The organism is Umezawaea sp. (assembly GCF_057122925.1).
In genome coordinates this window covers 63,272-76,842 of the sequence record NZ_DBNGPQ010000111.1, presented here as the reverse complement: position 1 = coordinate 76,842, position 13,571 = coordinate 63,272, and the positions used below count along the sequence as shown (strand labels likewise).

10 protein-coding genes are annotated in these 13,571 nt (G+C 69.7%); 5 read left to right on the top strand and 5 right to left on the bottom strand.

Features of this window, described 5'->3' with window-relative positions:
• The first annotated feature begins 152 nt into the window (after nucleotides 1–152).
• From uvrA to AC156L_RS26025, 3 genes are all read left to right on the top strand, one after another.
• Nucleotides 153–3,020 (top strand): excinuclease ABC subunit UvrA, encoded by a 2,868-nt coding sequence (gene uvrA / locus AC156L_RS26035; RefSeq protein WP_484407333.1) that lies wholly within the window; start codon nucleotides 153–155, stop codon nucleotides 3,018–3,020.
• 962 nt (nucleotides 3,021–3,982) lie between these two features.
• Nucleotides 3,983–4,504, top strand: a complete 522-nt coding sequence (locus tag AC156L_RS26030) for an SRPBCC family protein (RefSeq protein ID WP_330873603.1) — start codon at nucleotides 3,983–3,985, stop codon at nucleotides 4,502–4,504.
• Nucleotides 4,505–4,636: 132 nt separating this feature from the next.
• On the top strand, nucleotides 4,637–5,866 hold the full coding sequence (locus tag AC156L_RS26025) for a hypothetical protein (protein ID WP_330873602.1): 1,230 nt from the start codon (nucleotides 4,637–4,639) through the stop codon (nucleotides 5,864–5,866).
• Between the two features lie 57 nt (nucleotides 5,867–5,923).
• On the opposite strand, the gene AC156L_RS26020 is transcribed toward AC156L_RS26025, so the two are convergent.
• From AC156L_RS26020 to AC156L_RS26000, 5 genes are all read right to left on the bottom strand, one after another.
• Nucleotides 5,924–6,223: a hypothetical protein gene (locus tag AC156L_RS26020; RefSeq protein WP_330873601.1), complete on the bottom strand. Its 300-nt coding sequence runs from the start codon at nucleotides 6,221–6,223 to the stop codon at nucleotides 5,924–5,926.
• Entirely contained in the window at nucleotides 6,220–6,936 is a 717-nt protein-coding gene (locus AC156L_RS26015) for a hypothetical protein (RefSeq protein WP_330873600.1), read from the bottom strand. Before AC156L_RS26015 ends, AC156L_RS26020 begins: the two co-directional genes overlap by 4 nt.
• 521 nt (nucleotides 6,937–7,457) lie before the next feature.
• Nucleotides 7,458–8,855: a GntP family permease gene (locus tag AC156L_RS26010; protein ID WP_330873599.1), complete on the bottom strand. Its 1,398-nt coding sequence runs from the start codon at nucleotides 8,853–8,855 to the stop codon at nucleotides 7,458–7,460.
• Nucleotides 8,852–10,441: an N-acyl-D-amino-acid deacylase family protein gene (locus tag AC156L_RS26005; RefSeq protein WP_330873598.1), complete on the bottom strand. Its 1,590-nt coding sequence runs from the start codon at nucleotides 10,439–10,441 to the stop codon at nucleotides 8,852–8,854. Before AC156L_RS26005 ends, AC156L_RS26010 begins: the two co-directional genes overlap by 4 nt.
• A gap of 9 nt (nucleotides 10,442–10,450) precedes the next feature.
• Complete coding sequence (locus AC156L_RS26000; protein ID WP_330873597.1) at nucleotides 10,451–11,734, bottom strand: amino acid deaminase; 1,284 nt, start codon at nucleotides 11,732–11,734, stop codon at nucleotides 10,451–10,453.
• Between the two features lie 114 nt (nucleotides 11,735–11,848).
• Here AC156L_RS26000 and AC156L_RS25995 point away from each other — a divergent pair, with 114 nt between their 5' ends.
• Together AC156L_RS25995 and AC156L_RS25990 are read left to right on the top strand one after the other, a co-directional pair.
• Nucleotides 11,849–12,820 (top strand): sugar kinase, encoded by a 972-nt coding sequence (locus AC156L_RS25995; RefSeq protein ID WP_330873596.1) that lies wholly within the window; start codon nucleotides 11,849–11,851, stop codon nucleotides 12,818–12,820.
• On the top strand, nucleotides 12,817–13,566 hold the full coding sequence (locus AC156L_RS25990; protein ID WP_330873595.1) for an IclR family transcriptional regulator: 750 nt from the start codon (nucleotides 12,817–12,819) through the stop codon (nucleotides 13,564–13,566). The genes AC156L_RS25995 and AC156L_RS25990 overlap by 4 nt, the downstream gene beginning before the upstream one ends.
• Nucleotides 13,567–13,571 lie beyond the last annotated feature (5 nt).

Below are 13,571 nucleotides of genomic sequence, written 5' to 3'. Positions count from 1 at the left end.
TGGTGGAAGCGGATAACCAAGGAGCAGCGGCAACGCGGATTTCGCCCGTAGGTGGTCCCCGCCCCTCGAACTTTTGTCGGACCCCCTGGCTACAGTTGCCAGCGGCGCTCGGGTGAGCGCTAATTCTGGGAAAGACCCGAGGGTGGGATCTGGTGGCCGACCGATTGATCATCCGCGGCGCGCGGGAGCACAACCTGCGGGACGTCCATCTGGACCTGCCGCGGGATGCGCTCATCGTGTTCACCGGCCTGTCCGGGTCGGGCAAGTCAAGCCTCGCGTTCGACACGATCTTCGCCGAGGGCCAGCGGCGCTACGTGGAGTCGCTGTCCGCGTACGCGCGCCAGTTCCTGGGGCAGATGGACAAGCCGGACGTCGACTTCATCGAGGGCCTGTCACCGGCGGTGTCGATCGACCAGAAGTCGACCAGCCGCAACCCCCGCTCCACCGTCGGCACGATCACCGAGGTGTACGACTACCTGCGCCTGCTCTACGCCCGCGCGGGCAAGGCGCACTGCCCGACGTGCGGCGAGCCGATCAGCAAGCAGACGCCGCAGCAGATCGTCGACCAGGTCCTCGCGATGGAGCAGGGCGTCAAGTTCCAGGTCCTCGCGCCGGTCATCCGCGGTCGCAAGGGCGAGTACCTCGACCTGTTCTCCGCGCTCCAGGCCCAGGGCTACTCGCGCGCGAAGGTCGACGGCACGGTGTACGCGCTGGCCGAGGTGCCGAAGCTCAAGAAGCAGGAGAAGCACGAGATCTCCGTGGTGATCGACCGGCTGTCGGTGAAGGCCAGCTCCAAGCAGCGCCTCACCGACTCGGTCGAGACCGCGTTGAGGCTGGCCGACGGGCTCGTCGTCCTGGAGTTCGTCGACCTGCCCGAGACCGACCCCGAGCGGGAGCGCGGCTTCTCCGAGCACCTGGCCTGCCCCAACGGCCACCCGCTCGCGATCGAGGACCTCGAACCGCGCTCGTTCTCGTTCAACTCGCCCTACGGCGCGTGCCCCGCGTGCACCGGTCTCGGCGTGCGCAAGGAGGTCGACCCCGAACTGGTGGTGCCGGACGACGAGCTGTCGCTCGGCGACGGCGCCATCGCACCGTGGGCGGGCGGGCAGACGGCCGACTACTTCATCAGGCTGCTGGAGTCGCTCGGCGAGGCCATCGGGTACCGGATGGACACGCCGTGGCGCTCGCTGCCCGCGAAGGTCCAGAAGGCCGTGCTGCACGGCGTGAACGAGCAGGTCCACGTCCGGTACAAGAACCGGTACGGCCGCGAGCGCTCGTACTACGCGAACTACGAGGGCGTCATCCCGTTCCTGGAGCGCCGCCAGGAGCAGACCGAGTCCGAGTACATGCGGGAGAAGTACGAGGGCTACATGCGGGAGGTGCCCTGCCCGACGTGCCAGGGCACGCGGCTCAAGCCCGAGATCCTGGCCGTCACGCTGCACCACGGCCGCAAGGGCGACAAGTCCATCGCCGAGGTCTGCGCGATGAGCGTGTCCGAGTGCTCGGAGTTCCTGGACGGGTTGAAGCTCGGCAAGCGCGAGTCGATGATCGCGGGCGCCGTGCTGAAGGAGATCCAGGCGCGGCTGCACTTCCTGCTGGACGTCGGGCTCACGTACCTGTCGCTCGACCGCGCGTCCGGCACCCTGTCGGGTGGCGAGGCGCAGCGGATCCGCCTGGCGACGCAGATCGGGTCCGGGCTGGTCGGCGTGCTGTACGTGCTGGACGAGCCGTCCATCGGGCTGCACCAGCGCGACAACCACCGGTTGATCGACACGCTGATCCGGCTGCGGGACCTCGGGAACACGCTGATCGTCGTGGAGCACGACGAGGACACGATCCGCACGTCCGACTGGGTGGTCGACATCGGGCCCGGCGCGGGCGAGCACGGCGGGCACGTGGTGCACAGCGGGCCGTACAAGGCGCTGCTGAAGAACAAGGAGTCGATGACCGGGGCGTACCTGTCCGGTCGGAAGCAGATCCCGATGCCGGAGGCCCGGCGGAAGGTCGACAAGAAGCGGCAGCTGACCGTGGTCGGCGCTCGGGAGCACAACCTGCGCGGGATCGACGTGTCGTTCCCGCTGGGGTGCCTGGTGTCGGTCACCGGGGTGTCGGGGTCGGGCAAGTCGACGCTGGTCAACGACATCCTGGCCACCGTGCTGGCGAACAAGCTGAACGGGGCTCGGCAGGTCCCCGGCCGCCACACCCGGATCAAGGGTCTGGAGGAGGTCGACAAGCTGGTGCAGGTCGACCAGTCGCCCATCGGGCGCACGCCTCGGTCGAACGCGGCCACCTACACCGGGGTGTTCGACCACATCCGGAAGCTGTTCGCCTCCACCACCGAGGCGAAGGTCCGGGGCTACCTGCCGGGGCGGTTCTCGTTCAACGTCAAGGGCGGGCGCTGCGAGGCGTGCGCGGGCGACGGCACGATCAAGATCGAGATGAATTTCCTGCCGGACGTGTACGTGCCCTGCGAGGTGTGCAAGGGGGCCCGGTACAACCGGGAGACCCTGGAGGTGCACTACAAGGGGAAGACGATCTCCGAAGTCCTGGACATGCCCATCGAGGAGGCGGCCTCGTTCTTCGAGCCGATCAACGCGATCCACCGGCACCTGAGGACGCTGGTCGACGTGGGGCTCGGGTACGTGCGCCTCGGTCAGCCCGCGCCGACGCTGTCGGGTGGTGAGGCCCAGCGCGTGAAGCTGGCCTCGGAGTTGCAGAAGCGGTCGACGGGGCGGACGGTGTACATCCTCGACGAGCCGACGACCGGATTGCACTTCGAGGACATCCGGAAGCTGCTCGGGGTGATCAACGGCTTGGTGGACAAGGGGAACAGCGTTGTGGTGATCGAGCACAACCTGGACGTCATCAAGACGTCGGACTGGGTCGTGGACATGGGGCCCGAGGGTGGGTCCGGTGGCGGGATGGTCATCGCGGAGGGGACTCCTGAGCAGGTCGCCGGCGTGGAGGCCAGTTACACGGGGCAGTTCTTGAGGAATGTGTTGGAGGGGGTTGGGGTTTAGGGGCGACCGTCGGGCGGCCATGCGGGTGGCCCGGCCACGCCATGGCTTCGGTCGACGGTGTCGCGTTGTCTGTGGCGCGCGGGAACGGACGAGACCGGCCGCTGGCGGAATCCTTCTTCCTGGTGGCCTGGTGGCCTGGTGGCCTGGTGGCCTGGTGGTCGGTCCTCTCCGGGGTCACCGCCGTGATCCGGCGGTGAGGCGGACGGTCCGGTGTGCCGTGGAGTCGCCTTGCCCGGACGCCGTGCGCGGCCGACAGCGACCGCCAAGTAGGGCACGGGGGTCTTGTCGAAGCGGGTGGCGATGGCGCGGAACTGCCTGAGCCGGTTGAAGCAGCGGTCGACCACGGTGCGTCGTGTGCAGGCGGTGCGGGCCTGGTCACCGGGCGGCCGGGGCCCGGTCGTCGGAACGCGATGCAGGCCATGCACGATGCCGGACCGCACCGACACCTCGCGGTCGAGGTCGTCGATCGCCTCGGAGACCACCCGCGCCTTCCCGACCAGCGTGGTGAGGGTGCCGTTGCGGCAGGCCCCGCCAGGTGTCACCTGTCGTGGCCTTGAACAGCATCCCGTCGGTCACCCGAGGGCTGTCCATCCGCGGACGGCCTTGCGCGCCCGAGACGGGCAGCGGCTCGATCGTCTACCACTGCTCGTCGGTCGGTTCGTGCCTGCGGATGACGAACCCAAGGTCAAAGCGGATCGGCCACACCCACTTCGCGGGTAGGCACTAGTTTTCTCCAGTCCCAGCGGTGGTGGCCGGTGTGACTCGGGGACCCCTCGATCTGCCCCCTTGATCGGGCTCACGGGCAGGTGGTGTCACCCTGCCCGATCTACCAGGGCAAGGGGCAAATCCCCCGAGTAAATCGGCCACTGCTCCAGGGAAGGCGGTGGCCCGCTTTGGGTTGTGGGTTGGTTGCGGGTGCTGGGGATGTGCTCTGAGTAGAGTTCGGCCGCCGAACGGGTGAAGTGGTTCTGCCTGATGGGCAAGTTGGCTGGTGGGTTGGTGATACTTGCCCGGTGTTTTCTCACCACTACCGTTTTCGCAGCGTTTGGTTGGTCGACTGTCCGCCCGCTGATGCTTTTGACGTTCTCGCGGATCTCGCCAGTTACCCGCTCTGGTGGCCTGAGGTGCGTCGGGCTGTTCAGGTGGGGGAGGAGCGGGCCGAGTTGTGTTGTCGGTCCGTTCTTCCCTACGAGTTGGTGTTCGAGGCCAGTCACCACACCAGGGATGCGGAGCGGCTCGTGCTGGTCGCTGATCTTTCCGGTGATCTGAACGGCACGGTCGGGTGGCGGGTCCAGTCGTGGGGTGGTGGGGCTCGGTTGGTGTACGAGCAGGAGGTGGTGGTGGGGAAGCCGTTGCTCCGGGCGCTCGGGCCGTTGGTGCGGCCCGCGCTGGTGGCCAACCACCAGATGATGATGCGGCACGGGCGGCGGGGGCTGGTGACGTACCTGGCCGGGTTCGCCAAGGGGGCCGTGTCGCGGCGGTGACCGTCGGTGCTGGTCGTGGGGCTGGAAAAAATCTTCGACGAGTTTTGAACCATTCTCCGGGGCTGTCCGTGTTGTGGGCAGTCGGTCGCCGTGAACAAGGGGTGCGAGCGACCATCCAAGGAGGTTGGCACCATGTCTGGTATTCGTGCGTCCATTTTCGGGGCAGCGGCTGTTCTCGGGCTCACGCTGCTGAGCGCCTGCGGCCAGGCCGCGACCACCGCGGGCTCGCCCAACGCCGCCTCCGACGCGCAGAAGTTGGTGCAGGGCAAGGTCGTCGCGCTGACGTCGGCGACGGTGGGGGACCTCGGTCAGGTGTTGACCGGGAGCAACGGCAAGACGTTGTACCGGTTCGACGAGGACCGGACGGATCCACCGACGTCCACGTGCGTCGACGACTGCGAGGCGCAGTGGCCGCCCGCGCTCGCCCCCGAGGGGGATCTTGAGGTGCAGGGCGTGGACAAGGCGCTGGTGTCGACGTTGACGCGCAAGGACGGCACCAAGCAGTTGACGGTCGCGGGGTGGGCGCTCTACGAGTTCGCGAAGGACACCGGGCCCGGTGACACCAAGGGGCAGGGTGTCGGCGGTGTGTGGTTCGCGGCGACGCCGGAGGGCGAGAAGGCCAGCCAGAACACGGCTGAGGGGGCCGAGCCGGTGCTCGCGACGGCGGTCGTTCCCGGTCTGGGCACGGTGCTGACCAGCGGTGCCGGTCTGACGGTGTACCGCTTCGACAAGGACACCACCAGCCCCTCGGTCTCCAACTGCGAGGGCGACTGCGCGGCGAAGTTCCCGCCGGTGCTGACGACGTCGGACGACATCGCGGTGAAGGGCGTCGACAAGGCCTCCCTCGGCACGGTGCTGCGCAAGGACGGGAAGAAGCAGGTCACGGCGAAGGGCTGGCCGCTCTACACGTCGGTCGAGGACAAGGCCCCCGGCGACGCCAAGAGCCAGGGCTTCAAGGGCACGTGGTTCGCGGCGGCCCCCGACGGGCAGAAGGCCACCGAGAACAAGGAGATCGCGCTGACGACGGCGTCGGTCGGCAACCTGGGCACCGTGCTGACCGACAAGGGCGGCATGACCCTGTACACGTTCGACAAGGACGCCGCCGACGTCTCCAACTGCTCCGGCGACTGCGCGGTCAAGTGGCCCCCGGCCCTGGTGACGTCCGACGGCTTCGAGGTCCAGGGCGTCGACAAGGTCCTGGTCAGCACGATCACCCGTGACGACGGCGGCAAGCAGCTCACCATCGCGGGCAAGCCGCTGTACACCTTCGCGGAGGACGAGGTCTGCGGCGAGGCCAAGGGCCAGGGCGTCGGCGGCACGTGGTTCGCCTCCACCCCGGAGGGCAAGAAGGCAGGCGTCTAGTCCCACGACGAGGGGCCCGCCGGGTGGTCGCACCCGACGGGCCCCTCGCGCTGTGGGCTAGTTCTCCCGGAAGTCGCTCGTGCCACCCGAGTGGGTGCACTTCCACCGCGAGAAGTTGTAGTTGACGCCCTCGTGGGTGGCCATGATGTTGTAGTGGTCGCCGATCCTCGGCAGGTCACCGGGGCTGAACTGCCCGGCCGAGAAGGTCCCGAACGAGGAGAAGGTGCCGGTGCCGCCGCTCAGCGAACCGGGACCTCCCAGGATCGGGTAGATCCTCACGTCGGTGTAGTGGCCCTCCGGGAACTCCAGCGCCCCGCTGTCCCCGTCCCGCGACGTGGTTCCGGTGGTCTCGCTCATCGCTTCACCGCCGAACCGCTTTCCCGCCGGGAGCCCATGACCTGCTTGTGCTCCAACGCGTTCAGGCCGCTGGTCGGGTTCACCGTCCAGGTGTTGTCCTCGTTGAGCGTCGCGGTCACCGAGTAGATGCCCGCCGGGAACCGGATGGGCGTCGGGTTGGTGACCGACCCGATGTCGAGCACCTCGCCCTGGGTGTAGGTGCCCGCGGCGAGGTAGTAGACCGGGTGCGGGGTGAAGGTCAGGTTCAGGTTCGGCTGGGACTGGACGACGAACGTGCCCGACCCGGACATGCCGATGCCGACGCTGGCCTGCTTCAGCGGGATGCTCGCGTCCTCCTTGACGTAGAGCGACCCCGCCTGCGCTCCGGCGGTGGGCGTCTTCGTGAAGTTGTAGGCGCCGCCCTCGTGGGAGAGCCCGATCTGGTTGCCCGCCTGGGTTTCGGACGAGACGCCGACGACCTTCGGGTCGGCGGGCCACGACTGCGAGGCGTCGAAGAAGACGCCGGGGATGAGCCTGCCCGTCTCCGACCAGACGAACGAGTAGTCGATCGTCCAGCGGAACACGACCGTCGTCGTCGGGTGCGCGGGCTTCGCGAACCAGGCGAGCGACATGACGTTCGGGACGCCGATGTCCGGGTCCTTCTGGTAGGTGCACATGTCGACGAGGTTCGATGAGTTGTTGATGACGCGAAGGGTGTACTGGGTTCCTGCCATCTGCATTCCACTCCCTGTGTGGAAGAATTCTTTCGCCGGGGCACGGCGGCGTGGAAAAGGGTGTGAAACAATTCCACGAACGCCGGTTTCGCACTGCCGAAAGCACGTCGACCTGTCCCGGGATCATGAGACGCGACTTCGGGTGCGGTCGAAAGTCTGCCGCAGGGAACGGTTGATTCGGTAGTGGTGGCACCCAATCGAGGGTGTGGGCGGTCGGTGACCTCCAGCCCGGCGGCACGTCCATCATTGACGAGAAAGTGTGGTCGCGTTCCCCGTTTCGGGTGAATTCGCGGCCAGGTGGTAGACGCTGCGGAGTGGATTTCCGGGCTGTGGTGCACGGTCGTGGATGTCGTTGGCCAAGACCGCACTAGTGCGGCACGGTCTTAAAGTTGATTCATTTTTTGGCGAGATGATCGATGTCGCTATTCGACAGCGCCGAGCTGGGCTGAACGGGTGACCGAATACGCCGAAAGGCCCGCCCGGCGAACTCGCCGGGCGGGCCTTCGTCAGCGGGAGGGCGGTTAGACGACCAGGCTGAGCCCCGCGGCCATGATGAAGCCGACCACGGACAGCACGGTCTCCAGCACGGTCCACGTCTGGAGCGTCTCCTTGACCGACAGGCCGAAGTACCGCGAGACGATCCAGAAGCCGCCGTCGTTCACGTGCGAGGCGATGATCGAGCCCGCCGCGATCGACATGACCAGCAGCGCCAGCTGGGGCTGCGAGTAGTCCAGGTCCGCCACGACCGGCGCGACGATGCCGGTGGTCGTGACGATCGCGACGGTGGCCGACCCCTGCGCGATGCGCATGCCGCAGCTGATGACGTAGGCCAGCGCGATCACCGGCAGGCCCATGTCCGACAGCGACGTGGCGAGCACCTTGCCGACGCCGGTCGCGGAGAGCACGGCGCCGAAGAAGCCGCCCGCGCCGACGACGAGCAGGATCATGCCGACCGGGCGCAGCGACTTGCCGGTCAGCTCGGTGAGCTGGTCGCGGGTCATGCCGCGGCGGTAGCCGAGCAGCCACGTGGCCAGCAGCACCGCGATGGTCAGCGCGACCGCGGGCGTGCCGAAGAACGTGAACACCCCGTACAGGCGGGAGCCCTTGGCCAGCAGGATGCTGCCGAACGTGCCCGCGAGGATCAGCACCAGCGGGATCGCGATGATCCCCAGCACCAGGCCGAGCGACGGCGGGTTCTCCACCTCGTCGTCGCCCCGCGCCTCCTCGGCGGCGGCCAGCATCTCCTCGGGCACGGGAACGTTGATCCGCTTGCCGATCCACGTGGAGTACAGGATGCCGCCGACGAACCACGCCGGGATCGCGCAGGCCAGGCCCATGATGATGATCCAGCCGAGGCCGACCTTCAGCAGACCGGCCGCGGCCACCGGGCCGGGGTGGGGAGGCATGAACGCGTGCATGACCGACAGGCCCGCGAGCAGCGGCATGGCGTACAGCACGATCGACTTGCCGCCCTGCTTGGCCGCCACGTAGACCAGCGGCGCCAGCACGAAGATGCCGATGTCGAAGAACACCGGCACACCGAAGATCAGACCGGCCAGACCCATCGCGAGCGGCGCGCGCTTCTCGCCGAACGCCCGCAGCAGCGACCCGGTCAGCACCTGGGCGCCACCGGACGCCTCCAGGATCGCGCCGAGCAGCGTGCCGAGGCCGATGATCGACGCGATGTGCCCGAGGATGCCGCCGAAGCCGCCCTCCAGCAGTGATCCCGACGCCTTCTGGGCCGATCCGACCAGGGTCTCCACCGGCAGGCCCGCGGCGAGCGCCACGAGCAGACCGGCGATCAGCAGGGCGATGAACGGCTCGACCTTGTACCGGATGATCATGATCAGCAGCAGGGCGATGCTGATCGCGGACAGCGTCAGCAGGCCGCCCGTTTCGTGTTGCAGCCAGTTGATCACATCGTGCTCCCGTTGTTGCGCAGGGAATGGCCGGGCAGCGCCCCGGTGTGCGTACCGCCGTCGATCACCGGCACCCCGTTGACGAGCACGTACGGGATGCCGGCAGCCGCCTGCCGGGGTTTGTCGAAGGTCGCGGTGTCCGCGACCTCCTCCGGGTCGAACAGGACCAGGTCCGCCGCGTAGCCCTCGCGCACGAGGCCGCGGTCGGTCAGGCGCAGCCGCTTCGCGGCCCGCCCGGTGAGGTGGGAGACGCAGTCCTCCAGGCCGAGCACGCCCAGCTCCCGCACGTAGCGCGCGAGGTAGCGCGGGAAGGTGCCCCACGCGCGCGGGTGCGGCCGGTCGCCGACCAGCAGGCCGTCGCTGCCGCCGGTGTGGGCCGGGTGGCGCATGATCGCCTGCACGTTGCCCTCGTGGCCGACGTGCATCAGGCACGACGTGCCGAGCCGCTCGGCCACCAGGGTGTCGAAGTACACCTCCGACGCCGCCCGGCCCGCGCTCGTCGCCGACGCGGCGACGCTGCGGCCGACCAGGTGCGCGTTCTCCGCGCGCCGCACGCCGTTGATCTCGATGGAGTTCCAGTCGACGGGCACGCCGTGGCAGCCGTCCGACCCGGTCTCCTCGATCTCCACCCTGATCCGCTCGCGCGCGTCCGCGTCGGACAGCCGGGCCAGCGTCGCCTCGGGGCCGCCCTCGGTGGCCCAGCTCGGCAGCAGCGCCGACAGGTAGGTCGCGCCGGGCAGGTACGGGTAGGTGTCGAGCGAGATGTCCGCACCGGCCGCGATGGCGTCGTCGAGCAGCGTCAGCAGCTCACCCGCGCGGCCCTCGTTCACCGGGAAGTTCATCGTGGCGTGCGCGAGGTGCAGCGGGCAGCCGGAGTCGAGCGACACCTGGACCATCTCCGCGTACGCCTCCAGCGCGCCCGCGCCGTAGCTGCGGTGGTGCGGGCTGTAGTAGCCGCCCAGCGACCCGGTGACCTGGCAGAGCTGGACCAGTTCCGACGTGCTCGCGTACATGCCGGGCGTGTAGGTGAGGCCGGACGAGAGCCCCACCGCGCCCTCCCGCAGCGACCGCGCGACGACGGTCCGCATCCGGTCGACCTCGGCGTCGGTCGCGGGCCGGTCCTCCCAGCCGACGCAGAGCATCCGCACGGTGCCCTGCGGCACCAGGTAGGCGGCGTTCACCGCGATGCCCCGGTCGAGCCGGTCCAGGTACTCGCCGACCGACCGCCAGTTCCAGTCGAAGCCCGGCGGGTCGTCGTTCCAGCCCGCGAGCTGACCGCGCAGGGTCTCCAGCACGGCGTCGTCCACGGGCGCGTACGACAGCCCGTCCTGGCCGAGCACCTCGCTGGTCACGCCCTGCGACACCTTGGCCAGGTGGTCGGGGTTCGCCAGCACCTGGAGGTCCGAGTGCGAGTGCATGTCGATGAAACCGGGAGCCAGCACGAGCCCGTCGGCGTCGACGGTCCGCCCGCCGGACAGCCGGTCGCCGATCTCCGCGATCCGGCCGTCGCGCACGCCGACGTCCGCCCGGTGCTCGGGTGCGCCGGTGCCGTCCACGACCCGCGCGCCCTTGAAGACGATGTCCACGCCTGCTCCCTAGAAGTAGGTCCGGACGAGGTCGACGACGGTCGTGCCGTCGACCACGGGGATGAGCCGCCACTTGTCGAACACGGTGCACGGGTGGGACAGGCCGAGCCCGATCCAGTCCCCGACCTCCACGGTGTCGTCGCCGATCGCCAGGAACGCGTGCTGGTCGTTCAGGGCCGTCACGGTCGCGCCCCTCAGCGGCCGTTCCACCCCCGCCGACCGCACGACCTGGGGCTCCGGCAGGCCCTCGTCGAACGACGCGTCGCGCTTGCCGATCGTCAGCAGCGCCAGGTCGGCCTGCGGCTTCGACGTGACCTGCGCCCACGCCCGCAGCGCGGACCGGAACGGCTGCTCGCCCTCGGTCCTGCCCAGCGGCGAGATGCCGCGGTAGAAACCGTCGTCGTGCGTCACGTAGGCGCCGCTGCGCACCACCGGCAGCACCGGCAGGTCCTCCGGCCACGGCCGGGTCAGCGCCGCGGCGACCTGGTCGAAGTACGCGCTGCCGCCGATCGTGACGATCACCTGGTCGACGCCGTCGAACCGGCCCTCGCCGTGCAGCCGCAGCACCAGGTCGCGCACCGCGTCAAGATAGGCGTCCACTGTGGACTTCGCCTGCTCGGACGCGTCGTGCGCGAGCGCGCCCTCGTACCCGCCGACGCCGACGAGCCGCAGCGCCGGGCTCTCCGCAACCGCTTGCGCCACCGCGACGGCGGTGTCCGCGTCGCGCGCCCCGGTCCGGCCGCCGGTCGCGCCGAGCTCCACGAGCACGTCGACCGGTCGGGAGGCGGACCCCAGCGCCTCGGTCATCGCCCGCACCCCTGCCACCGAGTCCACCCAGCAGGTGAACTCGAACGCCGGGTCGGCCGCCAGCTCGTCGGCCAGCCACCGCAGCGCGGCGGGGTCGACGAGCTGGTTGGCCAGCAGCACCCGGCTCACGCCGAACGCCCGGTACACCCTGAGCTGGCTGGCGTTGGCCGCCGTGATCGCCCACGAGCCGTGGTCGAGCTGGCGGGCGAACAGCTGCGGCGCCATCGTGGTCTTGCCGTGCGGCGCCAGCGCGACGCCGTGCCTGGCGCACCACCCCGCCATCGTCGTGAGGTTGTGCTCCAGCGCTTCGGCGTCGAGCACCACCAGCGGGCCGACGAAGCCGTCGGCGAACAGGTCGAGGCGCCGGTCGGCGACCTCGCCCACGGTGGCGCCGAACGTCGAGCTCGGCAAGCCCTTGAACTGCCAGTCGACGCGTTCCGCGCGCAGCGCGGCTACCGCGGTCCGATCGATGTCGGCGGAGTGCACGTGTCTCGCTCCTCACGTTGCATATTTTGCAACGGCTATTGCGCGATGTGATGCTGAAGTGTGTAACATTCGCCTGACCCGCCGTCAACGAGCAAGTCCGGAGGAAAGAAGCGGATGAGGTTCGAACAAGCGGGCGGTGTGGTCTGCCTGGGCGAGACGATGGTCGTGATGGTGCCTGCCGAACCCGGTCCCGCGCACGGCGTACGACACTGGAGCAGGGCGATCGGCGGCGCCGAGTCCAATGTGGCCTGTCATCTCGCCCGACTGGGCGTCACCAGTTCGTGGGTGAGCGCGGTCGGCGCGGACGCGTTCGGTCGCGCCGTGCTGGACGAGGTCGGCGGCGCGGGCGTGGACGTGAGCGCCGTGCACGTCGACCCGGACCGGCCGACGGGCCTGTACGTGAAGGAGGCCGACGCCTCGGGGAGCCCGGTCCGCTACTACCGGCGGGGGTCCGCCGCCTCGGCGCTGGGACCGGGGGCGCTGGACGGCGTCGACCTCGCGGACGTGCGGCTGGTGCACGTCAGCGGCATCACCGCGGCCCTGTCCGACAGCTGCCTCGCACTGCTGCGGGAGGTCCTGACCGGACCGCGGGACGGTCACCTGGTGTCGTTCGACCTCAACTGGCGGCCCGCGCTGTGGCGCGACCGCGACCCGGCCGTGCTGCGCGAGCTGGCCAACGCCGCCGACGTGGTCCTGGCCGGTGCCGACGAGGCCGAGGCGGTGTGGGGGACCGGCGACCCGCACGAGCTGCGCGCCCTGCTCCCCGACCCGGCGAGCATCGTCGTGAAGCAGGGGGAGAGGGGCGCCACGCTCGTCGAGGGCGACGTCCACACCTACCAGCCCGCGCTGCGCGTGGACGTGGTCGAGCCGGTCGGCGCGGGTGACGCGTTCGCGGCGGGTTATCTTGCCGCCCACCTGGCCGGGAACCCTCCGGCCAGGCGACTGCGTGCGGGTCACCTCCAGGCGGCCGCCGTGCTGTTGACCACCGAGGACGTCGGGCGGCCGCTGCCCGCCGCGGTCACCGGACCGCTGCTCGACGCCGACGGGCCCACCTGGGCTGCGGCGCACCTACGGGAGAGCCCATGAGCCAGAGCCTGGACCGCGCGTTGACGCTCGTCGGCGAGCTCGCGACCGGCCCCAAGACGCTGGAGGAGCTGTCCGGCGTGGTCGACGTGCACAAGTCGACCGCGTTGAGGCTGCTGAGAACCCTGGAGTCGCACCGGTTCGTGCAGCGCGAGGGCGTGCACCACTACCGGCTCGGCACCGCGCTGTTCGACCTCGCCAACCGCGCGCTGGAGGAGCGGGACGTCCGCCGCAGCGCCGAAGCCGCGCTGCGCGAGCTGAACGCGCTCACCGGCTACACCGTCCACCTCGCGAGCTACGAGGGCGGCGAGGTGATCTACATCGACAAGTACGACAGCACGCACCCGATGCGCATGTACTCCCGCGTCGGCCGCCGCGCGCCGCTGCACTGCACGGCCGTGGCGAAGGTGCTGCTGGCGGACCTGCCGGAGGCCAAGCGGCGCGAGATCGCCGAGTCCATGGAGTACCCGAGGCTCACCGCGAACACGATCACCGACCCCACCGCGTACCTGGCCGAGCTGGAACGCGTGCGCGACCGCGGGTACGCGATGGACAACTCCGAGCACGAGGACTTCATCCACTGCATCGGCGCGCCGATCCGCGGCTCCCGCGGTGAGGTGGTGGCGGCCGTCTCGATGTCCGTCCCCAAGGTGCTGCTCGACCTCGAGGGCCTGCTGGCCCTCGTGCCCAACCTGCTCGCCACGGCGCGAGCGGCGTCCATCGAGTGCGGCTACACGCCGCGCGACTAGAGAGG